Annotated in this window: 27 protein-coding genes and 1 tRNA gene; 6 read left to right on the top strand and 22 right to left on the bottom strand. The window is 53.6% G+C overall.

The genetic code is table 11. The features are described 5' to 3' along the window. Nucleotides 1-107: 107 nt before the first annotated feature. From AU182_RS07480 to AU182_RS07470, 3 genes are all read right to left on the bottom strand, one after another. Complete coding sequence (locus tag AU182_RS07480; RefSeq protein WP_066963106.1) at nucleotides 108-719, bottom strand: CoA pyrophosphatase; 612 nt, start codon at nucleotides 717-719, stop codon at nucleotides 108-110. Nucleotides 720-790: 71 nt separating this feature from the next. Continuing rightward, on the bottom strand, nucleotides 791-3,976 hold the full coding sequence (locus AU182_RS07475; RefSeq protein ID WP_066963103.1) for an efflux RND transporter permease subunit: 3,186 nt from the start codon (nucleotides 3,974-3,976) through the stop codon (nucleotides 791-793). Between the two features lie 51 nt (nucleotides 3,977-4,027). Then, on the bottom strand, nucleotides 4,028-5,344 hold the full coding sequence (locus AU182_RS07470; protein ID WP_066963100.1) for an efflux RND transporter periplasmic adaptor subunit: 1,317 nt from the start codon (nucleotides 5,342-5,344) through the stop codon (nucleotides 4,028-4,030). 102 nt (nucleotides 5,345-5,446) lie between these two features. Here AU182_RS07470 and AU182_RS07465 point away from each other — a divergent pair, with 102 nt between their 5' ends. Then, the gene (locus AU182_RS07465; RefSeq protein WP_066963097.1) at nucleotides 5,447-5,983 is read left to right on the top strand and encodes an NUDIX hydrolase; all 537 of its coding nucleotides are present in this window, start codon (nucleotides 5,447-5,449) and stop codon (nucleotides 5,981-5,983) included. A gap of 60 nt (nucleotides 5,984-6,043) precedes the next feature. Here the strand turns inward: AU182_RS07465 and AU182_RS07460 are convergent, their stop codons facing one another. The 7 genes from AU182_RS07460 to AU182_RS07430 all read right to left on the bottom strand — a co-directional run bounded on the left by AU182_RS07460 (nucleotide 6,044) and on the right by AU182_RS07430 (nucleotide 12,119). Further along, on the bottom strand, nucleotides 6,044-6,361 hold the full coding sequence (locus AU182_RS07460; RefSeq protein ID WP_066963095.1) for a YqfO family protein: 318 nt from the start codon (nucleotides 6,359-6,361) through the stop codon (nucleotides 6,044-6,046). Nucleotides 6,362-6,379: 18 nt separating this feature from the next. Further along, nucleotides 6,380-7,234 carry a thioredoxin gene (trxA, locus tag AU182_RS07455; protein WP_066963092.1) on the bottom strand — a complete coding sequence of 285 codons (855 nt, stop codon included), beginning with the start codon at nucleotides 7,232-7,234 and terminating at the stop codon, nucleotides 6,380-6,382. 107 nt (nucleotides 7,235-7,341) lie between these two features. Beyond that, nucleotides 7,342-7,647, bottom strand: a complete 306-nt coding sequence (locus AU182_RS07450; RefSeq protein WP_066963089.1) for a BolA family transcriptional regulator — start codon at nucleotides 7,645-7,647, stop codon at nucleotides 7,342-7,344. 16 nt (nucleotides 7,648-7,663) lie between these two features. Then, nucleotides 7,664-8,452, bottom strand: coding sequence for a co-chaperone DjlA (gene djlA, locus AU182_RS07445; protein WP_066963086.1), 789 nt, complete (start codon nucleotides 8,450-8,452; stop codon nucleotides 7,664-7,666). 197 nt (nucleotides 8,453-8,649) lie between these two features. Beyond that, complete coding sequence (locus AU182_RS07440; protein WP_369802081.1) at nucleotides 8,650-9,918, bottom strand: sodium ion-translocating decarboxylase subunit beta; 1,269 nt, start codon at nucleotides 9,916-9,918, stop codon at nucleotides 8,650-8,652. A 56-nt stretch (nucleotides 9,919-9,974) separates the two neighbouring features. Continuing rightward, a complete protein-coding gene (oadA, locus tag AU182_RS07435; protein ID WP_066963079.1) occupies nucleotides 9,975-11,762 on the bottom strand; it encodes a sodium-extruding oxaloacetate decarboxylase subunit alpha in 1,788 nt (595 codons plus the stop codon). 126 nt (nucleotides 11,763-11,888) lie between these two features. Further along, complete coding sequence (locus AU182_RS07430; protein ID WP_082859290.1) at nucleotides 11,889-12,119, bottom strand: OadG family protein; 231 nt, start codon at nucleotides 12,117-12,119, stop codon at nucleotides 11,889-11,891. Between the two features lie 359 nt (nucleotides 12,120-12,478). Between AU182_RS07430 and AU182_RS07425 the strand changes: the two genes are divergently transcribed. The 4 genes from AU182_RS07425 to AU182_RS07410 all read left to right on the top strand — a co-directional run bounded on the left by AU182_RS07425 (nucleotide 12,479) and on the right by AU182_RS07410 (nucleotide 14,630). After that, nucleotides 12,479-13,441, top strand: a complete 963-nt coding sequence (locus tag AU182_RS07425) for a tRNA-dihydrouridine synthase (RefSeq protein WP_066963073.1) — start codon at nucleotides 12,479-12,481, stop codon at nucleotides 13,439-13,441. Between the two features lie 246 nt (nucleotides 13,442-13,687). Then, a tRNA-Arg gene (locus AU182_RS07420) sits at nucleotides 13,688-13,764 on the top strand. A 318-nt stretch (nucleotides 13,765-14,082) separates the two neighbouring features. Continuing rightward, nucleotides 14,083-14,325 carry a type II toxin-antitoxin system ParD family antitoxin gene (locus AU182_RS07415; protein WP_066963070.1) on the top strand — a complete coding sequence of 81 codons (243 nt, stop codon included), beginning with the start codon at nucleotides 14,083-14,085 and terminating at the stop codon, nucleotides 14,323-14,325. Further along, complete coding sequence (locus AU182_RS07410; protein WP_066963067.1) at nucleotides 14,322-14,630, top strand: type II toxin-antitoxin system RelE/ParE family toxin; 309 nt, start codon at nucleotides 14,322-14,324, stop codon at nucleotides 14,628-14,630. Before AU182_RS07415 ends, AU182_RS07410 begins: the two co-directional genes overlap by 4 nt. A gap of 156 nt (nucleotides 14,631-14,786) precedes the next feature. On the opposite strand, the gene AU182_RS07405 is transcribed toward AU182_RS07410, so the two are convergent. The 8 genes from AU182_RS07405 to AU182_RS16475 all read right to left on the bottom strand — a co-directional run bounded on the left by AU182_RS07405 (nucleotide 14,787) and on the right by AU182_RS16475 (nucleotide 21,407). Beyond that, nucleotides 14,787-16,343, bottom strand: a complete 1,557-nt coding sequence (locus AU182_RS07405; RefSeq protein ID WP_066963064.1) for an IS1182 family transposase — start codon at nucleotides 16,341-16,343, stop codon at nucleotides 14,787-14,789. A 158-nt stretch (nucleotides 16,344-16,501) separates the two neighbouring features. Continuing rightward, on the bottom strand, nucleotides 16,502-16,867 hold the full coding sequence (locus AU182_RS16485) for a hypothetical protein (RefSeq protein ID WP_153039171.1): 366 nt from the start codon (nucleotides 16,865-16,867) through the stop codon (nucleotides 16,502-16,504). Between the two features lie 160 nt (nucleotides 16,868-17,027). After that, on the bottom strand, nucleotides 17,028-17,384 hold the full coding sequence (locus AU182_RS16230) for a GFA family protein (RefSeq protein WP_227718168.1): 357 nt from the start codon (nucleotides 17,382-17,384) through the stop codon (nucleotides 17,028-17,030). 180 nt (nucleotides 17,385-17,564) lie between these two features. Then, nucleotides 17,565-18,140, bottom strand: a complete 576-nt coding sequence (locus AU182_RS16480; protein WP_153039170.1) for a hypothetical protein — start codon at nucleotides 18,138-18,140, stop codon at nucleotides 17,565-17,567. A 180-nt stretch (nucleotides 18,141-18,320) separates the two neighbouring features. Continuing rightward, on the bottom strand, nucleotides 18,321-18,548 hold the full coding sequence (locus tag AU182_RS07400; protein ID WP_066963060.1) for a hypothetical protein: 228 nt from the start codon (nucleotides 18,546-18,548) through the stop codon (nucleotides 18,321-18,323). A gap of 651 nt (nucleotides 18,549-19,199) precedes the next feature. Further along, complete coding sequence (locus AU182_RS16225) at nucleotides 19,200-19,538, bottom strand: DUF2750 domain-containing protein (protein ID WP_082859289.1); 339 nt, start codon at nucleotides 19,536-19,538, stop codon at nucleotides 19,200-19,202. A 987-nt stretch (nucleotides 19,539-20,525) separates the two neighbouring features. Beyond that, nucleotides 20,526-20,954, bottom strand: coding sequence for a DUF4265 domain-containing protein (locus tag AU182_RS07395; protein ID WP_066963058.1), 429 nt, complete (start codon nucleotides 20,952-20,954; stop codon nucleotides 20,526-20,528). Between the two features lie 171 nt (nucleotides 20,955-21,125). Further along, on the bottom strand, nucleotides 21,126-21,407 hold the full coding sequence (locus AU182_RS16475; RefSeq protein WP_153039169.1) for a hypothetical protein: 282 nt from the start codon (nucleotides 21,405-21,407) through the stop codon (nucleotides 21,126-21,128). A gap of 336 nt (nucleotides 21,408-21,743) precedes the next feature. Here AU182_RS16475 and AU182_RS07390 point away from each other — a divergent pair, with 336 nt between their 5' ends. Continuing rightward, a complete protein-coding gene (locus tag AU182_RS07390) occupies nucleotides 21,744-22,694 on the top strand; it encodes an IS110 family transposase (RefSeq protein ID WP_066962794.1) in 951 nt (316 codons plus the stop codon). Nucleotides 22,695-22,727: 33 nt separating this feature from the next. Here the strand turns inward: AU182_RS07390 and AU182_RS16220 are convergent, their stop codons facing one another. The 4 genes from AU182_RS16220 to AU182_RS07375 form a co-directional block, all read right to left on the bottom strand. After that, the gene (locus AU182_RS16220; protein WP_082859288.1) at nucleotides 22,728-23,066 is read right to left on the bottom strand and encodes an energy transducer TonB; all 339 of its coding nucleotides are present in this window, start codon (nucleotides 23,064-23,066) and stop codon (nucleotides 22,728-22,730) included. A gap of 122 nt (nucleotides 23,067-23,188) precedes the next feature. After that, nucleotides 23,189-23,716, bottom strand: a complete 528-nt coding sequence (locus AU182_RS07385; RefSeq protein ID WP_066963055.1) for a hypothetical protein — start codon at nucleotides 23,714-23,716, stop codon at nucleotides 23,189-23,191. 141 nt (nucleotides 23,717-23,857) lie between these two features. After that, complete coding sequence (locus tag AU182_RS07380) at nucleotides 23,858-24,211, bottom strand: HEAT repeat domain-containing protein (protein WP_153039168.1); 354 nt, start codon at nucleotides 24,209-24,211, stop codon at nucleotides 23,858-23,860. 119 nt (nucleotides 24,212-24,330) lie between these two features. After that, complete coding sequence (locus AU182_RS07375; protein WP_066963050.1) at nucleotides 24,331-24,789, bottom strand: hypothetical protein; 459 nt, start codon at nucleotides 24,787-24,789, stop codon at nucleotides 24,331-24,333. Between the last annotated feature and the right edge of the window lie 52 nt (nucleotides 24,790-24,841).

Genomic DNA, 24,841 nt, shown 5'->3' with positions numbered 1-24,841 from the left:
CCGGACCAGCACCATCGGATTTGGCAAGGTTCTAGCGGAGGGCTGTATCTGGATTTAGCTGTGGGCTCTCATTTAGCTGAGGGCTCTAATCAGCTGAGGGCTCTAATTTAGCTGAGGGCTCTAACAGGCACATCATCCCGGCGGCCTATGGGCACATCCAGCACGCGCACCAGAAACTCCGTCAGCACCCCGGCGGTAAAGCCCCAGATCTCGAAGCCTTCATACTCGTAGGCCGGCAGATAGATACGGCGCTGGTCGATGGTAATACGGTCGGTGCGTATACGCGGATCATCAAAGAACCACGCCAGTGGCACGCGAAAAATAGCATCCAGCTCACCGGGGTTGGGCGTCAGGGGCGCATCCGGGGGCACGATCCCCAGCCACGGCGTCACTTCCACCTGCCAGCGGGTGGTGCGTGTCCACAGGGGGCCCAGCACGCGCACCTGATCTGCGGGCAAGCCGATTTCTTCGTGGGTTTCACGCAGGGCGGTAAATTCCAGGGAGGGGTCGGTCTCATCCCAGCGCCCGCCGGGTAGAGAGACTTCACCGGAATGACTCGACAACTGCTGCGAGCGCAGGGTAAGAATGACTTGCGGGTCTGGCTCATCCGTCAGCGCCAGCAACACCGCTGCATGACCATGCAGACTGGGCCCGTTGGGCACTTTTGCCAGCAGTTCATCTTTTACTGCAGTGAATTTGCTTTCAATGATTTCCAGCATGGTTATTCGGGATGGTTATTCAAGCCCGGCCTCCAGACTACCGTACCTGTTTCACTATACCCTCATCTCCTTCAGGATTCAGGTTGTGTTTTTGATTCTGCCGGGCCATCACCGCCACCCACGGCAGCAGGCGGCTTGCCCCCTTTTACCTTCTCGCGCATGGATTGCACCAATGAGTAATAAACGGGCACCAGAAAGGTGGAGAAAATACTTGCAGCAAGCATGCCACCAAACACCACGAGTCCCAGAGAAACCCGGCTGGCAGCGCCGGCACCGGTGGCCACCACCAGCGGAAAAATACCCAGCACAAACGACATCGCCGTCATCAATACCGCGCGGAATCGCAAGTGCGTGGCCTGCACCGCGGCCTCTTCAATCGAGGCACCACTGTCGCGCTGCAACACTGCGAACTCCACGATCAGAATGGCGGTCTTTGTCGACATGGCGATCAGCAGCACCAGGCCGATCTGGGTATAGAGATCACTGACACTCCCGGTCAGGAAACAGGCCAGCAAACCACCGGCAATCGCCACGGGAATCGCCAGCAGCACCGCAATGGGAATCGTCCAGCTCTCGTATTGCGCCACCAGAAACAGGAAGGCAAACAGGATCGCCAGGCTAAATAGAATCGGGGCGAGACTGCCGGCACTGATCTCCTCCAGGCTGGCTCCCGTCCATTCGTAACCGTAGCCCTCCGGCAACTGCGCGCCTAACGCTTCCATGGCCCGCATGGCCTCGCCGCTGGAGAATCCCGGCGCCGCGTTGCCATTGACCGTGATACTGTTGTACAGGTTGTAACGCTGCACCGTCTGTGGCGCCACCACAGGCTCCACCTGCGCCACCGAACTCACGGGCACCAGGCGGCCGCTATTGGCGCGCACAAAGAAACCACTCAGGTCTTCCTCGCTATCCCGATACTCCGCATCCGCCTGCGCCAGCACCTGGAACACCTTGCCGAAGCGGTTGAAGTCGTTGATGTAGTAGCTGCCCAAATAGGTCTGTAAAGTGAGATAGACATCGGACAGCCTCAGTCCCAGGATGTGCGCCTTGTCTTTATCTACCTGCAACTCCAGCTGGGGAGAAGCCGCCTGATAGGTGGTAAATGCCTGCGCGATTTCCGGGCGCTCATTGGCTGCCCCGAGCAAGCCGTACAGCACCCCGGCCAGCTCCTGAATTTCCCGCCCCTGCAAATCCTCCAGCACATACTCAAATCCGCCAATCGTACCCAGCCCCGGCAATGCGGGCACCGGGAAAACCTGGACCTGAGCCTCCGGCACCGCCGCACCCAGCTGCTGGACCTGGCGGAGAATCGCAAACTGGTTTAGCGCCGGTGTGTCGCGCTCGTCCCAGGGGTGCAGTGTGACGATCATGAAGGCCGAGTTGGAAGTCAGGCTATTCGACAACAGATTGAATCCAGGCACGGCCATCACATGGGCAACCCCCGGGAGCTCGCGGATATTCTCACTCAACTGGCTGACCACCGGTGCGGTTCTCTCCAGTGAGGCACCATCCGGCAACTGCACATTCATCATGAAGAAACCCTGGTCCTCATCGGGAATAAAGCCCGTGGGCACCGCGGAAAACAGCCAGGCGCACAGGGCACAGATACCGGCAATCGAGAGGAGCCCAATTAACGGGCGACGTACGCTAAAGCGCACAACACCCGAATATACATGGGTGGAACGGTGCAGGATGCGATTGAAGACACCGAACACTCCCGACCGTTTTTCACCCGCTTCACCCCCATCAGAACGGGCGGGACGCAGCAGGATGGCACTCAGGGCCGGGCTCAATGTCAGGGCATTCACGCTGGAAATAAACACCGCCATGGCAATGGTCAAGGCAAACTGCTGATACATTTTCCCGGTCAGCCCGGGCATCAACATCACTGGCACAAACACCGAAAACAGCACTGCGGTGGTTGCAATCACCGGGCCGGTCACTTCACGCATGGACTGCATCGCGGCCTCTCTGGGGGCCAGACCATCACTCAGTAGCCGTTGTGTGTTTTCCACCACAATGATCGCATCGTCGACCACAATGCCGATGGCCAGGATCAACGCAAACAGGGTGACCGTGTTGATTGTCATCCCCGCCACATACATCAGCGCAAAGGTGCCCACCAGCGAAACGGGAATCGCAATGGCGGGAATCAAGGTCGCGCGCCAGTCCTGTAAAAACAGGAACACCACCACGATCACCAGCAACAGGGCAATCACCAGTGTTTGCACGACTTCTTTCAGCGATGCGCTCACAAAAGTGGTGGTGTCGTAGAGAATCTGCGCCTCCAGCCCCTCCGGAAAGCGGGCGGAGAGCTCCTCGATTCTCTTGCCAATGTTTTTTGCCACATCCATGGCATTGGCATCCGGCAGTTGATACACCGCGATCACCGCGGAGGGTTTGCCATCCAGCTCACCGTAGGCACTGTAACTGGCACTGCCCAGCTCCACCCGTGCGATATCTTTCATGCGCACCATGCCACCGGTGGGCTTGGCGCGCAGGCTGATATTCTCGAACTCTTTGACATCCTCCAGGCGACCGCGCGACAGAATACTGTACTGGAACTGTTGCTCCTTGCGGATGGGCGGGGCACCGATTTTTCCCGCCGCCACTTGCAGATTCTGCGCCTGTACTGCGGCGATGACGTCGTTGGCGGTCACATCCAGCGCGGCCATTTTGTCCGGATTCAGCCACAGGCGCATGGCGTAATTCTGGGCGCCCATGATCTGCACATCGCTGACACCGGCAATTCGGGCCAGCTCGTCCTTGATAAAAATTTCCGCGTAGTTGGAGAGAAACAAAGTGTCGAACTGGTCATCGGCCGACAGCAGATTGACCACCAGCAAAATGGTGTTGGATTTTTTCTGCACGGTGACACCACTGCGTGTCACTTCCGGTGGCAGGCTCGATGCGGCCTGCTGCACCCGATTCTGTACGTTAACCTGTGCGATATCCCCGTCATAGCCACTTTCAAACGTCACGGTCAGGCTGTAGGTGCCGTCGTTACTGCTGGTCGACGACATATACTGCATGCCCTCTACCCCGTTCACCTGTGACTCGATCGGCACCGCTACACTATCGCGCATAACTTCCGCACTGGCGCCGGGATAGCTGGCACTCACCACCACCGTTGGCGGGGTAATATCGGGAAATTGTGCAACGGGTAACAGTGGCAGCGATAGAATTCCCGCCAGCGTAATCAGAATAGAGATCACCAGCGCAAACCGTGGCCGGCGAATAAAGGTCGCGCTGATCAAGGGCTCACATCCTTATGCATGGTTTGCTACCGTTGCGCCGCCACTAACCGTTCACTTGCCATCAAAGTATTCGTCGGGCAGCCGTTCGGCATTTTCGTCGGCCTCACCCTCAAGTACTTCACGGGAACCTGCACCATCGGCCCCGGCACCCGCCGCACGCCGCTCCCCCGGGGTCACCTGCCCCTGACGAATCTGAGACACGGGGCTGGTCTGGCTGGGCGGAGCCTGGGTCTTGAGGCCCTTATAGGGATTCATGGCGGTGTTTTGCGGAGCTACTGGCTTCCCCGGACTTACCCGCTGCAAGCCATTCACAATGATCCTCTCGCCGGGTTTCAGCCCCGAATCGACGGCCCAGAGTGCGTTTTCCCGCTGCCCCAGCTCCAGGTACCGCTTGTGCGCGATGTTTTGATCATCCACCACATAGATAAAGCGGCCCTGCATATCCTCCAGCACCGCCGATTGGGGAATCAGCGGTTTTACCGCGTCTGCCCCGGCAAAGACGCTGATCACCACGCGGGCAAACTGCCCCTGGGTGAGCAAGCGTTCCGGGTTGGGGAAGCGGGCACGCACCAGTGCCGAGCCGGTGGCCTGATCAATCTGGTTATCGACAAACACAATCAGGCCCGGGTAGGGATAGAGTTCGCCATCCGGCTGTTTGATGCGCACCGCGCGCTTGACCGGCGCCGAGCCCTGCTGGCGCCGACGCTCAGCCTCCTCCTGCACCGCGAACAGGCGATTTTCCGGGACCTCGAAGGCCACGTAGATGGGGTCCATGCGCACGATGGAGGTCAGCGGCTCGGTCGCCGGGCCAACCAGCGAGCCCTCGGTATATTGCGAGCGCCCGATCAGGCCGGTCAACGGTGCGCGAATTTCGGTATAGGAAAGATTCAGCTGCGCCGCTTCGAGGTCGGCCTGCATGGCCGCTACCTGAGATTCAGCGGACTCGAAATTTCCGGTCAGTTCATCCATCTGTACCTGACTGATGGCACCGGTTTTCACCAGTTCGCGACCGCGCTGGTAGTTCCGCTGCGCCACCTGCAAGGCCGAGCGGGCTTGCGCCAGATTCGCCCGCTGGTTATCCAGTGCAGCAATAAAGGGTTTGGGGTCAATCTGGTAGAGCAGCTCGCCCTGCTGCACCATTTGCCCCTCCACAAAATTGCGCATCTCGATGTAGCCCTCTACCCGCGGGCGCACCTGGTACTCATCCGTCGCTTCCACTCTGCCGACGTATTCAAACCGGGGAACCACCTGGTGTTCGCGCACCGCCAGCACCTCCACAGGGGGCGCATTGGGCGCGGGTGGTGGCGCGTCTTTTGCGCAGCCGCCAAATGCCAACACCAATAAACCAACGACGAGAAATCGCGCCATGGAAAACCAACCATCGCTTCTGCACCAAAAACCTAAGTAACACTATAGAGGGTAGATACCGGGCAGACTGGCGCTTCCACCCGCCGCGGGTATACTTGCGCCATGAAATTCTGTAGCCATTGCGGCCACTCTGTGGTCTTTGAGATCCCCGCCGGGGACGATCGCCCCCGACACCTGTGTCACGATTGCGGTGCCATTCATTATGTGAATCCGCGGGTGATTGTGGGCACACTGCCCTATCTGGGTGACCAGGTGTTGTTATGCAAACGCGCCATCGAACCCCGCTACGGCCTGTGGACCCTGCCAGCGGGGTTTATGGAAAATGGTGAGAGCAGTGAGCAGGGGGCGCTCAGGGAGTCCTGGGAGGAGGCCCGTGCCAGCCTTCGCGTGGACGATCTCTTCTCGGTCTACGACATCCCCCACATCAACCAGGTCTACCTGATTTATCGCGGTGAACTGACCGACACCGAGTTCAGCCCCGGGCCGGAATCGCTGGAAGTCGAGCTATTCGATGAAAAGGATATTCCCTGGCAGGAAATGGCGTTCCCGGTAATGACAGAGACGCTGAAGCACTACTTCAGCGACCGCGAGAATGGGCAATTTACCTTGCACCGGGGTGTGATCAAGCGAAAGCTGTAGGCGGGCATTCAACGGCCACCGAGCATCCCGGCCCCTGCCGGGATACGGCATCCACACTAATCAGTTGCAGCGGTCGTCGAGCTTCCACAGGTCAAATGCGGGCTCTTCATAGGGATGCGCATCGCGCATGGCCGCCAGTACCGCATCGACGACCGCATCCACGCAGACGGTTTCCAGCCGATACTCCGGCACCTGTTCCACCGCCCCCTGCTGGCCAATAAACGGCTGGCTGCCGTCTAATGGCCGGAATTGCCCGGTGCCCAACACCTGCCAGCAGCAACGGTCGTAGTCACCGATACGCCCGGCGCCGGCGGCAAAAATCGCCTGTTTCACCGGCTCCAGATGCGACTCGGGTATGTAGATACACAGTTTGTACATGGCTTCGATCCCAGCGGATCAGAACATCAGGGTCATCAGTTTGCGCTGGTAGGTCGTCGCTACCGGGTCACCGGCTCCCAGCGCCTTGACGATATCCAGGTAGACCTGCTTGGCCGCGCCATCGGCAAAGCCCAGGTCTTTGCGCAACAAGCCGAGCAGAATTTCCAGCGCCTCTTCGTGACGGTCCGCCTGACTGAGCTGTACGGCCAGCTTGTACGCAGACTCACTGTCGTCCGGGTTTTCCGCCAGCGCCTGCTGCAGGGCCTTGATTTCGGGGGAATCGGCCGCGGCCTGCTTCAGTTCCAGCTGCGCCATCAGCTGCTGGTAGTCCGCATCCTGGTCCGCCATCAGAATCTTGCCCAGCACTTCTTCGGCGTCCTTGACCCGGTTCTTCTCCAGCAACACGGCCGCATACTGCTTGGCAATGTCCGCGCGCTCGTCGGAATCAGCATAAGCCTGGCGCAACAGCGGCAGCGCTTCGTCCAGCTCGCCTTCCCCGACCAGCTTCTGCGCCTGCTGGTATTGCAGCTCCCAAGCCTTGGGCAGGTACTTGTCCAGCATTTCGCGGATCTGTTGTTCCGGCTGCGCGCCGGCAAAACCGTCCACCGGCTGGCCATCTTTCAACACCATTACGGTTGGCAGGCTGCGTACCCCGAGCTGGCCGGCCAGCGCCTGCTCCGTATCCGCATTGAGTTTCGCCAGCAGGAACTGCCCCGCGTACTCATTGGCCAGTTTTTCCAGCACCGGCATCAGCTGCTTGCAGGGTTCGCACCAATCCGCCCATACGTCCACCACCACCGGGCGTTTCATGGACTCTTCGATCAATACTTGCTGGGCGTTCTCGGCGGTAACGTCGACAATAAAGCCTTCCACGGCTACTCCTGAATTCTGTGTTTCTAACCTGATGTTGATTTCTTGGCTGCGGCGAACGAGTGCGGCCGCAATCTGGCCGCATCATACCTGACCGACAACCACCCGGATTAACCTTTATTGGCGCCCAGACACTGCGGACTTTGCGGCGCCTGCCCCGCCCACTCCTCACCGGTGTAGAGGTGCAACGCCAGGGCGTGAATCGGCCCGGCCATCTCGTCCGCCAGCACCGCGTACACTTTCTGGTGCCGCTGCACCTTGCGAACACCGGTAAAGGCCTCGCTCACCAGCACCACACGGAAATGCATCTCGGCCCCTTCGGGGACATTGTGCATGTGACTTTCACAATCCACCTCGATGTGGGTCGGTGTAAACGCATCACTCAGCTTCTGTTGAATTTGTACTGCCAGAGACATTGGCGGGCTCCTCACTTCAAACCTGGTCAACCGCCGCCTGGCGCTTGCGCGCCGCAACGATGGTGTCGTAGGCCACGGTAATGGTTTTCATCTGGTCTTCGGCATGGCGCATAAACTCATCCGGCAGCCCCTTGGAGGCGATTTTGTCCGGATGAAACTCGGCGGCCTTGCGCCGGTACGCCAGCTTCAGCTCCTTATCGGTCGCTTCCGGGCTACACCCCAGAATATCGTAATGCGCCTTCAGCGTGTCGGCGCTGGCGCCGGGCGAGCGATGGGTAAACTCGTTATACATCGCGGTAAAAATCGACTCATGCAACCCTAGTGAAGCGGGAATTTTTCGCAGAATCTGCTCTTCCGCCGGGTGCAGTTCGCCATCGGCAAACGCCACCGCAAACAGCAGGCGGTAGACCATTTCCCGCATGGCCTGATTGCGGATCAGCTGCCGGTACTGCTGGGCGTAATCGTAGATGCTGAACTGATCGTCTTTGGCGTTCTGGAAAATCTTGATCGCCTGCTGGCGATCCTCAGCATTCAGGCGCAGGTTGTTATTGATGAAGTCATCAACCAGCTGGATTTCCGCTTTCGAAACCTGACCGTCCGCCTTGGCCATTTTTGCCAGCATGGAAAACAACGCGACGATAAATACCGTCTGCGCACCCTCACGGTTCAGGGTCACACCCGCTTCACTCAGCTTCTTAAGCCCGGAGCCAAACGAACTCCCCACCCAGGCACCCAGTGCGGCACCGATGGGGCCGCCAAACATCATGCCGATGCCCGCACCAATACCCGCTCCCAACCAGGACATAACCTCTCCTTTGCGGCGCGGGCCTTACTCGGGGCCAGGCTGCCGCCCTATTACAAAACGGCCGCCATCTTAACACGGCGGCCCGGGGCGGCGCCCGGTGCCCGCGCCCAATGCGGACTATCGAGTCAACGGTTGCTGCCGGACACAAAAAACCCCGCCGCAGCGGGGTTGTGTAGCAGCAGGCAGATGCCAGCCCATCAGCCGGTCATGGCGCGCACCATGGTGATCATGACACCGGCCGCCACCGCGGAGCCGATCACACCGGCCACGTTGGGCCCCATGGCGTGCATCAACAGGAAGTTGTGCGGGTTGGCCTCCAGGCCCAGCTTGTTGGAGACCCGCGCCGCCATGGGCACCGCGGACACCCCCGCCGAACCGATCAACGGGTTGATCTTGTTCTTGCTGACCGCATTCAGCAACTTGGCCATCAACACACCGGCCGCGGTGCCGATGGCAAAAGCGACGATGCCCAGCGCCAGGATGCCGAGGGTTTTCGGATCCAAGAACTTGTCCGCCGCCAACTTGGAGCCGACCGACAGGCCAAGGAAGATCGTGGTGATATTGATCAGCGCATTCTGCGCGGTGTCTGACAAGCGAGATACCACACCGCACTCCCGCATCAGGTTACCAAAGCAGAACATCCCCAGCAGTGGTGCCGCGTCTGGCAGAAACAGGGCCACCAGGATCAGCAGCACCAGCGGGAAGATGATTTTCTCGCGCTTGCTCACCGGTCGCAGCTGCACCATCTCAATCCGGCGCTCCTGCTCGGTGGTAAGCGCGCGCATAATCGGCGGCTGGATCAGCGGCACCAGTGCCATATACGAGTAGGCCGCGACCGCGATGGCACCGAGCAGGTCCGGCGCCAGCAGGCTCGACACATAAATCGCCGTGGGGCCATCGGCACCGCCAATAATGCCGATCGCCGCCGCGTCCGCGACGGAGAAATCCATGATCCCCGCCGCCGACATACCGACTGCGCCGAGCACCGTGGCGAAAATACCAAACTGCGCCGCTGCCCCCAGGAACAGGGTGCGGGGGTTGGCCAGCAGCGGACCGAAATCGGTCATCGCCCCCACGCCCATGAAAATCACCAGCGGGGCCACACCGGAAGCAATGGCCACGTTGTAGAAGTTGTACAACATGCCGTTGTTGAAGCCCGCATCGGCGGCAATCTGCTCCACACGCAGCTGCGCCGCCGCCGACGCGTTTTCCAGCGCCACTTTGAGCCCCTCGATAGAGTCGAAACCGGCCAGCCCCAGCGCTTGTGCGAGCTGATTCATCACCCCGGCGTCGCCAGAATAAATCGCCGCTTCGACCGCGGGCAGCGCCAGGTTGGCGCCGGGAATATTGGCAAGAATGCCGCCGAAGCCAATCGGCACCAGCAGCAGTGGCTCAAAGTTTTTACGAATGGCGAGAAACAGCAAACCGAGGCAGACCACCATCATCGAGAACTGCCCGATGGTCATCTGATAGGCGCCGGATGAGAGCCAGAGATTCGTTATATTTTCCACAAATGCCCCCGTTACGCGATGGTCAGCAGGGCATCGCCCACCGCCACGGCATCGCCTTCCTTGATGGTCACGCCGGTGACAGTACCAGCACGTGGCGCACTCACAGCGGTTTCCATCTTCATGGCTTCAAGGATCACGATGTTCTGACCTTCGCTCACCTGATCGCCGGGCTTTACCAGTACCTTGAAAATATTGCCCGCCAGCGGTGCCTTCACCGGCTCGCCGGACCCGGACGCCACCGGCGCGGTGCCGCCACTTGCGGGCGCCGCATCGCCAACCTTGACCATGCCCGTCACATCGCCACCATCGGCAACCGTGACCGTATAGCTCTGCCCTTCCACCGACACGGTGTACACGCATTCGCCCTGATCGTTTTTCACTTCAGAGGATTCGTTGCCCGTGGGCACGGGCTCAAACGCGTCAGGGTTGTCACGGTTTTTCAGGAACTTGAGGCCAATCTGCGGGAACAGGGCGTAGGTCAGTACATCGTCGATCTCGCCTTCCCCGTCCGACAGCAAAATATCGTCCGCGTCGGCTTTCTCCCGCAGTTCCCCGGCCAGTTTTTCCAGCTCAGGCGACAGCAGGTCCGCCGGGCGACAGGTGACCGGCTCGGCACCGTCCAGTACCTTGTCCTGCAGCGCCTTGTCGACCTCCGCAGGGGTCGCGCCATACTCGCCCTTCAGCACCGCTGCCGTTTCCTTGGAGATGGACTTGTAGCGCTCGCCGGTCAGCACATTGAGCACCGACTGGGTGCCAACGATCTGGGAGGTCGGCGTAACCAGTGGGATAAACCCCAGATCTTTGCGTACGCGGGGGATCTCTTCCAACACCTCATCGAGACGGTCGCCGGCACCCTGCTCACGCAGCTGGTTTTCCATATTGGTCAGCATGCCGCCGGGCACCTGCGCCACCAGAATCCGCGAATCCACACCCCGCAGGGAGCCTTCGAACTTCGCGTACTTTTTGCGAACCTCGCGGAAGTAAGCAGCGATTTCCTCCAGCAACTGGATGTCCAGGCCGGTATCCCGCTCGGTGCCTTCGAGGATCGCCACCACCGCCTCGGTGGGGCTGTGGCCGTAGGTCATGGACATGGAAGAGATTGCGGTATCGATATTGTCGATACCCGCCTCCACACACTTCAGCGCCGTCGCTGTGGACAGGCCCGTGGTGGCGTGGCACTGCATATGAATAGGGATGTCCACCGCCGCCTTCAGGCGCTTGACCAGCTCGAATCCCTCATAGGGGCGCAGCAGGCCAGCCATATCCTTGATGGCAATGGAGTCGGCTCCCATATCTTCGATCTGACGACCCAGGTCCACCCACAGGTCCATGTTGTGCACCGGGCTCACGGTGTAAGAAATTGTGCCCTGCGCATGCTTACCCTGCTTTTTCACCGCCGCCAGCGCCGTCTGCAGATTGCGCATATCGTTCATCGCGTCAAATACGCGGAACACATCCACGCCATTAACTGCCGCACGCTCCACAAACTTCTCCACCACATCATCCGCATAGTGGCGATAACCAAGAATATTCTGGCCGCGGAACAACATCTGCTGCGGCGTGTTCGGCATGGCTTTTTTAAGCTCGCGAATACGCTCCCATGGATCCTCACCCAAATAGCGGATACAGGCATCAAAGGTCGCACCGCCCCAAGATTCCAGAGACCAGAAACCGACTTGGTCCAGCTTCTCCGCAATTGGCAGCATGTCATCCAGGCGCAGGCGGGTTGCGAATAGCGACTGGTGGGCGTCGCGCAGGACTACATCCGTAATCCCCAATGGCTTTTTAACCTCAGTCATGGGTCGTCTCTCTTGGAAAGTTGATCTTGAAAACTTGGCTGACCGGCCGCCCTTCCCGGCAGGCGTTCGCGAACGCAACGGAAAACAACCGGGCCGAACCTAAAACGATGTATTTATCGCACCGCGTTAACGGCGCTTGTTGCGATGCTGCTCGATGGCCGCCTTAATAATTTTTTTCAGGCGCTCGTCCCCGGCCGGCGGTGTGCCGGACGCATTGACGACCGGCGCAACAGGCTCGGCCTCGGGAAAAAATCGGGTAACAAAACGGGACATCAAGGTGGTGCAGATCACCAGGACGAGAAGAAACGTAAATACAATCCCCATGCCGAACAGCGTGATATCCAGGCCTTGCTGCATCAGTGACTCTTGCACGTCTATTCCCTCGCAAATGACTTTTATTGTGTCTGTTGAGATTTTGCGGGCGATATTATCCGGTCAATAACTCTTGGAAATCAAACACTTATTAGTTACAGAAGCAACCAAGAACCTGTCAGATACCGCGTTTTTTCGCCATTTTCACTACCATTTCGCACCAGGGAAACCCCAGCACAAAACTGCTGATTAATTGCACAACCGCCCCGCCAATCCCTTACAATAGCGCCCCGGTATCAGGCAGCAACCAGCAATTATCCATGCACGTCACGAAGTCCCCAGCACCCGCCCCCGCGCGACCCCAGCCCGCAACAACCGGGCGCCCCACAATCTATCAGGCGCCGATGGAAGGGGTTATCGACCATCACGTCCGCGACCTGTTGTCGCGTCTGGGCGGCGTGGATGTTTGCGTCACCGAATTTGTTCGCGTCACCCATACCCGGCTGCCGCGCCGTGTTTTCACCCGCCTGTGCCCCGAACTGGAACAGGGTGCGCAGACGCCAAACGGCACACCCGTGAAGTTGCAACTGCTGGGCGGCAACCCCACCGCCATGGCATACAATGCCGCCAAAGCAGTGGAAGCCGGAGCCAAGTCCATCGACCTCAATTTCGGCTGCCCGGCAAAGTCCGTCAACAATAGTGACGGTGGCGCCTGCCTGCTCCAGTCTCCGTCCCGCGTAGAGGGCATCGTCGCTGCCGTGCGCCAGGCCGTGCCCGACGAGATACCCGTTTCCGCCAAGATCCGTCTGGGGTACCAAGACCGCAGCAGCTACCTCGATAACGCCCGCGCCGCCGAAGCCGGTGGCGCCAGCGAACTGGCGGTGCACGCCCGCTCCAAAGTGGACGGCTACCGGCCGCCGGCGTACTGGGAATACATCGGAGAAATCCGCCAGCAACTGGGGATACGGGTCATCGCCAATGGCGACCTGTGGACACTGGACGACTTCAAGCGCTGCCGCGAGGTGACCGGCTGTGACGCCTACATGTTTGGCCGCAGCCTGCTCGCGCGCCCCGATATCGGCCTGCAGATACAGGCTATGTACGCGGGGCGCGAGTATCAGCCACTGCAGTGGCACCAGGTCGCAGCCATCCTCTATGACTACTACACCACCACCCAGGACATCTACCCGGCCAAGTACCTGGGCAACCGGGTAAAACAGTGGCTGGCTTACCTCAAATTGAGCTACCCGCAGGCCACCGTATTCTTCGAACAGATCAAGCGCCACCGCGACCCAGAGCTCCTCGAACAGGCGTTTGCCCAACACCTGCAACCAGCGCCGCACACACAAGAGCAACATGTCGCCTGAGCCCCAACTGACACCCAGGCTAACCGCCCAAGGCGTCCGAAACACCGCGTCGCCATAAGTTGAAAAAAGTACTTGCAAACACCGAAGTAGCGCGGCAGAATGCGCGCCCTATCGAGTTGAACCGGCCATCCCCGGACAGCCCTGAAGCTCGGTAACCTGCGGATTTTTAAAGAGTTTTTGAAAAAATCTTTAAAAAAATAGTTGACGAAGCCAAGGCAAGTCACTATAGTTCGCAACCACAACGACGCGCTCGTAGCTCAGCTGGATAGAGTACCTGGCTACGAACCAGGCGGTCGGAGGTTCGAATCCTCCCGAGCGCGCCATATTAAAAAGCCCCGATCTCGAAAGAGTTCGGGGCTTTTTTTTTCCCGCTTTAAGTCAAGATTACCTCCCTCGAATTCCCCATGTACCTGGCCATGCACCCCGAGGATTTCAGTTCACGCTGCCCTGCCTTCAACTCAAAAGCTGTGGTGATGTGCGTGCGCCATTTGCCAGCTCCAAATGAGTTTTATGGAGGTGTGTGCAAAAGCGGGATAGGTGACGACGTCGGCTGCAGCACCTTGTTAAGTGCATGTACAGAGTACTTGACACCCCGACCACTCGATACCATATTTAGGTACTTATTGGTATGAGGAGGCGCTATGGCCAAGAACACCAGCATGACCCTCGGATCCCATTTTGATGAATTTATAGCCAAAGAAGTCGCCAGCGGACGCTATGGCTCCGCAAGTGAGGTCGTTCGTGCGGGTTTGCGGTTGCTCGAAGACACCGAAACCAAGCTGGAAACACTTCGCTCACTGCTGCAAGAAGGCGAGGAAAGCGGTTTCACTGATTATACCTATGAATCATTTATTGCTGAGCTTGATGAAAAGAAAACTCCATGAGCTCATTTAAGCTAAGTCGTAAAGCAAAAAGTGACTTGAAAGGTATTGCCAATTTTACTGAACGGCGCTGGGGAGTAGCCCAGCGCAACGTTTACATCAAAAAGTTTGACGACGCCTTTCATGACCTCGCCGCTTCGCCACTATCTGGCGTGAGTAGTGAAAATATAAAATCCGGCTATCGAAAAATTCCGCATGGCGCTCACATTATTTTTTACAAAATTGGTGAGAATGAATGCGTTGAGATCATAAGAATTCTGCACCAAAGTATGGATGTAGAATCGAAGCTCCTGAGCACTGGCACTTAACGGGCCTGCAGAAGAACGATAAATATCATCGCCTACTTCCAGCTCGGTTCTGTTAGTTTTCACCTGACCAGAATTCAATCACACCCCTTTAACATAATCACGCTTGGGCGTATTTTCCGCGTTTTTTCACGCCACGTGTGTGGATAACCCTGTTAATCAGTGGATAGCGCCATAATTCATTAATTTCTCAATGTTGTGTACCAAGCAGAACATCTGCCACTGCCCCTGTACTTTACGTTTGCCACGCAACGAGAAGCGATTTAGCCGCTTATTCGTACCAATATTTCCAAATACTGGCTCCACCACGGACATGCGATGGCTGTAGATCGTCTTGCCTTCAACACTATCAACCCGCTTCTTCATCCAGTCTGTTGCGGTTTTCCCGTTTGTCCAGGTAAAGGATACCTGGCGGCCATGCCCATCCCGGGTATCCGCTGAAGCAGGATTACGCATACATTGGTTTTTTAGAGGGCAGCTGCGGCAATCCGTGAGACGCCCTTCGAAATGCAGCTTGCGCTTTCCTTCGCTGACGCGCTCTTCGCGATAGAGCAACATCTCATTACCAGCCGGGCAGACACAGGTCTTACTTCTCTTATTAAGCTTGAATTCGCTTGCAGGAAAAATCGGCTTAACCCCCTTCACGGTATCTTGATGACGCTTGCCATGCTTTTCTTTTTGCTTGGCAAATGCCTTGTCGCGGGCGCGGAACTGGTTGTCGGGGATGTAGGCATTGATGCACTCTTTTCTCAGCATCTCATTATTTGATTCACTGGAGAATCCGGTATCTGCTGTGACGATGACTTCATCTGCGAGAATCTCAGGGGCAACGCCCGCATTCCGGTAGCGCTTATTAATGCCATCGAGAATAGGCTTTAACGTATGGGTTTCCTGGCCCTCACCGAAGGCCTGCGCTTCAACAATGATCTGATGCTTTTTATCGACCGCAGCAATACCGTTATAACCCTGGATGGTGCCCTTGCTTGTCGTCATCTTGGCCGACTCATTGTCGGTGATATTACTTTTTACTTCTTTTGGTTTTTTGCCCTGCCCCATCCTTGGGGCTTGCGTCTTTAGGAAGCGATCGATCTTCTCGAAGTGCTGCTCCAACGTCTTGTTCATCTGCTCCAGCCGCTGCTTGCGTTCCCGCTCTGCCGGCTTCCTGCCATCCAGTTTCTTGTGTTCCGACAGGCAGTGGCGAATCTTTTTTCGAATCTTCACCTGCTTTTGCTCAAGCTCTTTAAAGGTCCCTGAATGTGCTTTACTCGCATTGGATGACATCTTGCAGCCATCAATGGCAAAGAGCTCCTTTCCCAAAAGCCCTTCCTGATCACAAACCATCAGAACCTGTTCAAATACCGACTCGATTGCATCTGGATAGCTACTCACGAAGCTGGCGATACTGGTGAAGTGAGGCACGCTGTCGCATGACAGTGCCTTGAAGATAATATTATGTTCGCACTGCCATTGGATCTCACGGCTAGAAGTAATTCCCTTGGAATAGGCGAAAAGGACCACTTTTAATAGGATTGCCGGATCGTATGCGGAGCGCCCGCCCGAGTCGTTCTTGTACTTGTCGTAGAAGGCAGAGAGGTCAACGTAATTATCAATCAGGTGATGGAGGGTATATTCGAAGGTTCTTGGCTGAAGTTGCTCTTGGAAATTGATTACAACCATCGCATCCTGATTGTAATTGTATGGCTTGAAGTTGGGCATGGAGCGGATCTCGATTTGGATCCCTCAACTTTATCAAAAAATGTCAGGTTTTTAGAGTTTTTCTACAGCCTGAACGCCCACAGCAGGGGCGGCCGAAGCGTAGCGTAGGCCGTCCCGCAGAGGCCCCGTCAGGGGTCGGCGCAAACTGCCTGTGATTGTTATGTGATTTCAGAGCCCGGCAACCCCACTTCCAACTGACTAGGCAACCGCTGACTATGGAATAACCTATAAAAATTAAGATATATACTCTCTGATACTTCAATTTTTCGTTTCTTCCGAGATTTCCCTCTCGCTATCTTTATTATAATTTGCCAGTGTGGGCTTGTATTACTTCTGAGAACTTCTTCAACATTCCAAGTGTAAGGAGAATCCGACTCTGATTTGAATGGACGCTCTTTAAAGACCTCACTGATAAAACGTTTACTTTTTTTATCGAGAAGTAGACTTCCAGTTTCGGTGCCTTGTTTAGTTGTAGCCTCAAAAATCAACCTGTCCCCTTCCAGCCACCTCAGCTCAATTTCCATTAGCCTCAACCCACATAACGCCCACGGCAGGGGCGGCTTACCTTATGCGCGATTTGCGCGAAAATGGGAGCGAAGCGACCCGCGTAAAACGTGCATAAGGTAAGCCGTCCCGCGGAGGCCCGAAGGGCCGGAGCATCACTGCCCGTGATTGTTATGTGGGTTACCCTCGGTCCGCCGGGTGGTTTACACCATCGTAGGTTGGAATACCCTCTACCTTTAGCGGGTTTATACCCTCTAGACACGCAACATTGAACCCATATTGAGTAGGATTGGAGCGTCTCTGATGATGTGTATAAACTCCGCAATTACCGCAGAAATAGTGTTTCGCTGTGTTGGTGTTGAATTGATAGAGCTTTAAGTGCTCCTGCCCTTCCAAGACAGCAATGCCATCTAGCGAAACTGACGCGGCAATTGCGCCTCTCCTACGGCATAAAGAACAATCACAACGCCGAAGATCTATAAGACCATCAGGCAGATCCAGCTCAATTTTTACAGAGCCGCAATGACATGAAGCCAAATGTTTTGGCTAAATTTTTACCCCATCAACCTCTTTCAGATTTACGCTCATAGCTCATTCCTTGTGCTCACATAACGCCGCGATCAGCCGCGGCTTATTTTGTGTGCTTTTTGCACGAAAATGGGAGCGCAGCGACCGTGCAAAAAGCACACAAAGTAAGACGTCGGCTGCATTGCATTGTTATGTTTTTAATAGACTCTGGGCAACTGGCAACCACTTATTGTAAGAAAAACCACCGCCATTTGAGGGGTGTGAAATATATCCCGCCGTAACTTCAAAATTATTTACTTTGAGAAGCACTGAGTGTTCGTCAATCACAGAATGTGCAATTTTCGAAAGTAAATTTTTCCAATTTTCGACTCCCAGAACCAAAATTCTCTCTGGATATATCATAGAAACTAGCGACTCGAATGCCTCTATCGAATTACTCCACACTAAGTCAGTCGGTCTATTTTTACTTGCGTTTCCGACTAAAAACTGGACAAAGTTATAAAATGCCACGCTATTCCAAAACTCACTTGGAGAAACCTTAGTATCCCTACCTAAAGCCACCCTTCTTATCTTCGTTGCAAAACGAGAAAAATTTTTATCGCAATTACTTCCAATGTGTTCAGTTACACACCTTACAACCAAATCAGAATCAAAATTATCTTCCGATGTGTAGTTTGACTCTCCCAGAATCAGGGTTCTCATCGGTAGTATCTTTTTTTCACCATAAGAATTTCCAATCCATGGTTTTATAATAATTTTATCCACGTATTTATCTCCGATGAAACATAACGCCCACGGCAGGGGCGGCTTACCTTATGCGCGTTTTGCGTAAAAATGGGAGCGAAGCGACCGCGCAAAACGTGCATAAGGTAAGCCGTCCCGCGGAGGCCCGAAGGGCCGGAGCTTCACTGCCCGTGATTGTTATGTTTTGGCCTGACGACTGGCTCATTTTGCCAGCCAAGGCATGACTTTTGATAACCCTTTGTTGCCACCAAGACCGTAAAGCATGAACGTGCCGCCCAGGATAAAAAGCGTAAGAATTTGGATAGCGCCTACGTCACCAATAAAGATCATGAGTGAGGCTCCTATCAAGAAAACAGTGCCCATGATTATCCCTAAAATTCGAAACATCATATCCTTTGCCTCAGGTTTTGCGTCAGACTTGAGAAACATAACGCCGTGCGCAGCGGCGGCTTACTTTGTGTAGTTTTTGCGCGAAAATAGGAGCGTAGCGACTGCGCAAAAAGTGCGCAAAGTAAGACGTCGGTCTGCCGCACCTTGTTAGGTAAAAAGGAGCCTCGTGTTAACCGAGGAAAAAAAATAAATTGTGATATACACTATTGAAAAGCACCAACAAAATAATTTATTGCTGCTAAATCGCCTCCCATCACTCTCTTGCGACACGATCCAATCTCCTAAGTAGTAGTTTACTCCAGACATGTAGGTAGAAAAAACGCTCGCTATAAATGCGCTACCTGCTGGCACAATAAATATCAGCACGATAATAAATGCCTGAATGTAAAATTTGTCATGATTTCCAAACGGGACATAGACTGAAACCATAAACACGTAAGTTATAAATAATACTTTAAAATATATAGGAAGATATCTTTCTCTCAGCGCTTTTTGTTTTTGCCAATTTTCTTCCTGCCTTATTCTTTTCGACATTGTAGACGGGCTGTACTTCGAAAATTTTCTCAATGCTCATTTACCTAACGCCCAGCGCAGGCGCAGCCAGCGTGGAGCACATTTTGTGTTAATGTTTGAGCGCCAGCGAGTAACACAAAATGTGCGTAGCGTTGGCTGTCGCTCTGCCGGTGCTTGTTACGTTTTGAGTTTTGCACGGAGTTCGCTAACCGAATAAACCAATGGGGCACGCCCATGAACTGGTGCTGCGAGTACCTCGGCAAACTCTGCACTCTCTGTTCCTAGCCAGGCCGAACCGACAAAATTACTTAGCGGAACAAAGACAGGCGACAGATTTTTACCTTTTAGATTCTCTGCAAATTTTTGAGCACTCTCCTTTAATACCCAGACAGGAAGTGCATTTTCATTCTCTGCCGCTAGCATATAGACGGCTCGACCGGCCATGAGAACCCATATTCCATCTGAACTATGGGCAGACTTAATAAAATCTCTATCACCGAATACTTCAACATTCATCTGAAACTAGCTCTGGATGAAACGTAACGCCCAGTGCAGGCGCAGCCAGCGCGGAGCACCTTTTGTGTTAATGTTTGAGCGACAGCGAGTAACACAAAAGGTGCGTAGCGTTGGCTGTCGCTCTGCCGCTGATTGTTATGAGCGCCTACGAAGTGCACCTTTTACCCCACCCAGCTTTATTGGACCAAATCTTCTGAATACTTGATCAACCAACAATGGTAAAACCAAAAATATCACGAACACGGCAAGCCAGCTGAAGTAAAAAAACAAATAAAAGAACGCAGCGGTGCCTATTGCTGACCCAAGCATCGTCTCTATGAAATTCGCCCACCTAGGTTGGTGATATATAGACACGCACTCGGAACATACAAAGTTGTTACTTAGAACCGGTACTTGCAGACTCTTTTTAGAGCAGTGTGGGCATTTTCTTCTAAGCATGCTCGATTAGCTCATAACGAATTAGATATGCGGCGCCGTTAAGAAAATTGGCGGCACCTTTGCGAAAGCAAAGGTGATGAAGATTTTTAGCTGACCGCATTATCGTCTTGTTATGAGCTGCTCGTGGCACGATGCCAGAATTCACTCATTAACCTGTTCTGGCTTCACCACAATTTGCTACGGAGGAAAGGACTGCCAGCGCTAGATTCGCGGCCTTGCTTCGATGCGTCTGCGGCGTCCGCATAAACTTCGTTATGCGAGCGTCGCTGAAGCTTCGAAGCCTACACGAAGGACGAATCGTTGACTACAGATTTTAACGCCAATACTGTATTTTTATACAGCACCCCTTTCCAACTCCTTTTACTCTATATGAACCCCGCACGAACTTGAGCGAGCGGCTCATAACGCCCGCAACAGGGGCGACCAATGCTATGCACATTTTGTGCGAAAATGTGAGCGCAGCGACCCGCACAAAATGTGCATAGCGTTGGGCGTCCCGCGGAGGCCCGAAGGGCCGTAGCAAACTGCTTGCGTTTGTTAGAAGCGACGTCAATCAAGGCGCCATACCGGAAACGCAAAATCTATTCCCTTTTCTTCGAATTTATCTATTACTTCATTTAACTGATCCACATCGACCTCAGGAGGTGCGTCAATAGCGGCTAGCGAATACTGAGGGAAGCCCTCATAACTACATCCGAGCGCCTTAACTATGTCGACAAACTCTGTAATTTCTAAATCAATATTATTCATTAACCATATAACAGAGTGTCCAGACTCCTCGACAATTTCAAACTCAAATATATGATCATTAACTTGGTCAGGTATTGCGTGAAAAATATCTTCAGCTGCAATACCTGCAATAAAGAAAGGTACATTCTTTAACTGATAATTTTCCCCAACCTTTTCACACCAGACTCCTTCCGTTCCAACTGGAGGCCATCCATCTTCGACTTCCAGTGCGAACAAAACTTTTTCCATGAACTTACTCTTATGGGCTTCTAACGCCCAGCGCAGGCGCAGCTAGCGAGAAGCACATTTTGTGTTAATGTTTGAGCGCCAGCGAGTAACACAAGATGTGCGTAGCGTTGGCTGTCGCTCTGCCGCTGTTTGTTATGCAGTTTTTTCCATTCCTTTAGTCCATTGGTGCGATCACGAACCATCAGGCTTGGTGTCATATATTTTCTGAAAAATCTCCAATTCACGAATTTCGAGATTGTTGCTAGTTTCTACATTTTTTTTAACCTTGCTTAGCTCTTCTTTAGAGAATCCTTTATAGAACAGTGCACGTTCATACAATTTCTTTGCGCGTTTCGGTTGATTCGACAAATCGATTCCAAATTCTCGATTTAATCGTATTGCGGCAACACGTTCTGAATCCTCTTCTGAATCATACGTACTATGGACATAGCCATTAGAAAACCAAGTTGGCATAACTTTCTCTCCACTTATTTCTCAGATTGCCTAGCTGCATAACGCCGCAATCAGACGCGGCTTACTTTGTGTGCTTTTTGCACGAAAATGGGAGCGCAGCGACCGTGCAAAAAGTGCACAAAGTAAGACGTCGGCTGCATTGCATTGTATGGTCTAATTCCCCCGAATTCGGTAAGTTGAAGCCCGTAACATCTCTCACCATGTTACCGGCTACCTAGCTCGATGCACGCCAGATCTCTAAAGATCGTTAACAAGCCTGAGCGGGTGGCCGACCCGATTTACAAACTCGAACAGTCGAATGGGCTTCAAGCCCGAATTTAGCAAGGACGAGTCATTATGACAAACCGTAAAAGTGCTGAGGCGGGAGTTAACGTGGGCGTGGATATCGGAAAGGAGTATCTCGATTTCCATATTCATGAGAGAGACGTTTACTGGAGATCAGACAACACTCCTGACGGTATTAGATACTCGCTCAACCGAATATCTCGCTACCAAGTCGCAAGGCTGGTCATGGAGGCCACAGGCCGCTATGAGTTGCTCTTAGCAGATGCCGCATTCGAGCGGAAGATGCCGGTGGTCATCGCGAACCCCCGCGCGATCCGACGCTACGCCGGTGCTGTAGAACAACTGGCTAAAACGGACAAGCTCGATGCCGCTCTGATTGCTGAATTTGCAGCGAGGATTCAGCCGAAACCGAGTAGATCACAGAGTAAAAACCTTCGTGAAATCAGAGACTTGCTAGCTCGTCGTCGCCAACTCATGAACATGAGGACACGCGAACTTAACAGGCAGTCGATCATGGGTGATGGCGTATTGGCCAGCACCTATCGAAGGCTAATCAAGCAGCTGGATAAAGAGGTTGAGTGGGTTGATCAGAAGCTAAATGCAGCTATCGAGAAGGAGTCTGCATGGGATGAAAAGAAAGCTCTTTTGAAAAGCGTTCCTGGTGTTGGCGACGTCCTGGTACATACTCTTCTGGGTGACCTTCCCGAGCTCGGCACACTGAATAACAAACAGATTGCAGCGCTCACCGGTGTAGCACCAATGAATCGAGATAGTGGAAAGCTGCGCGGAAAAAGAAGGATCAGAGGCGGTAGATCAACTGTCCGCGTGGTTCTCTACATGGCGACGGTTAGCGCCACCTTATGCAACCCAGCGATCAAAGCCCACTATCAAAATTTAGTAGCCCAGGGGAAGCACAAGAAAGTGGCGATCACTGCCTGCATGAGAAAAATGATCACAATTTTGAACGCGATGGTTCGCGATGGAGAACCCTGGGCTGCCTAGTTATTTTCTTGGGGTTGCAACCACAGTCGCTTGTTATGTGGGAACACACTCGCCGTCCAGTTTGTAGCTGATTTTCCGCTTCACACCATGTGTTGGTTCAGTTGCGCCAATTAGTTCTTTTGGTACGAGATTATGTTTTTTAAGGGCTTCCTTTGCTGCCTCATCAAATATGCCTTCTGGGTGTGACTCTATAATTTTTACATTTTCAAAAGATCCATCAGGCATGACTGTTACTTCGAATTCCACCCACCCTTCTATACACTTTTTGAGCGCTTCTATAGGGTAATTTGGCTTAACATAAATTGTCGTGCCCGCTGAGAGCCCTGGTATGAGACAAATAATAAAAATCGAGATTAGCGAAATACTCTTCATTCTCGAGCTCACATAACGTCGTGCGCAGCGGCGGCTTACTTTGTGTAGTTTTTGCGCGAAAGTAGGAGCGTAGCGACGGCGCAAAAAATGCGCAAAGTAAGACGTCGGTCTGCCGCACCTTGTTAAGCGCGCTGCATGCCTCTCAGTTTCCACAAGACATTCCCTAGACCAGAGGCTCCAAAGCAGAGAAAACCACCGATCACTATTTCGACCACTGTAGTAATCTGGGCAATAACTGTTTCGGCGTAATTACTATCACTTGTGTATGCTCTTTCCGAGAAATGAATGAGCCACATTCCATTATTAATTAAGTCAGGGATTGCCCAAGAAAGAATGTAAACACCCAATAGACAAAAGGTAATCGAGAGAAACTCTTTGCCATTCTTTGAGAGCTCATATTTATCATCTGAGTCACGAGGTAATAGCTTCTTTGCGACCAAATTTGGGAATTTTAAGAGTGTTAGCGCAACTATAAAAATCAAAGCAATCTCTATTACGGTCACCAATGCATATATCCGGATGCGTTCATCCCCATTATATGAAAGCATCCCCAACGACATATATTGACTAGAAATCGTTCGTAACCCTAAAAATATCAGAAGCACGCCGCAAACTCTCAGACCAACTGATAATAACTCATGGGATTTCATGCGAATCCTTTTCCTCGCTTAACGCCCAGCGCAGGCGCAGCCAGCGCGGAGCGTATTTTGTGTTAATGTTTGAGCGCCAGCGAGTAACACAAAAGGCGCGTAGCGTTGGCTGTCGCTCTGCCGCTGCTTGTTATGTGCGTGCTAGCCAGCCAAGAAATCTTCACTTGGATGCTCTGATTCAAAGCGGGCTACTATTGCCTTAGCCTCAGCGAACTCTTTATCGTGAAGCATCACATATGCCCAGGCTCTAACGTCTCTGTGAATACTTTTTAGCTCTTCCGCAAGTAAAGGTATGTATTGCTTACCGGAAGCGTACCCAATTAGCTCGATATACTTAGCTCGCATATCGGGGCTTTCTTCATTTAGCATCAAGGGCACAATGAATTCAACATGCTGATCAATCGATTGCATGAGGCATTGAAACCCATCCTCAAAAGCTCTCCAGTTAGAGCTATTAAGCCAATCTATCCAAATATCAAACTGCGGATCTTTCACGTTGCTCACATAACGCCGTGCGCAGCGGCGGCTTACTTTGTGTGGTTTTTGCGCGAAAATAGGAGCGTAGCGACTGCGCAAAAAGCGCGCAAAGTAAGCCGTCGGTCTGCCGCACCTTGTTATACAATTTCTTGGCACTTGAGTTCCGCGAGACTAACCAAGCCATCTCTTGACTTAACTTGAAGTGTGTCAAGCTGGGAGCCTAAGTTCGCTACATTGAAACCGTATGAATATTGGTTACCTGGCAACCTTTTGTGTAGCGCATTGAACTTGTTGAGAAGCGGTGTCATTTCAGGTTCTCCCGGTACTTTTGCTACGACTTTACCGGTAATAACGTACAAGACGCCGCCCTTTTCTCCTTTTATCTCTCCATATTCTATTGGAGAGCTGACCTTGTAGATCGTGCTCATTGTCCTGCTTGCACTTATAACACAAGCCAAGTCACCTTCAGAAATTTCGAGCCAATCTGAATTCACCTTATTGCTGATTTGTTGTTCGGAGAGATCAAAAACTACCCCCCCTACATCAGGGAAAATTCTTTTGTAATCTCTATTATCTTTATTATTTAGTATGAACATTGTTTACCTTGTATAACGCCCAGCGCAGGCGCAGCCAGCGCGGAGCTCCTTT

This window comes from Microbulbifer sp. Q7 (assembly GCF_001639145.1).
In the GTDB taxonomy this organism is placed as follows: domain Bacteria; phylum Pseudomonadota; class Gammaproteobacteria; order Pseudomonadales; family Cellvibrionaceae; genus Microbulbifer.
This window is presented reverse-complemented; position numbering and strand designations above follow the sequence as displayed.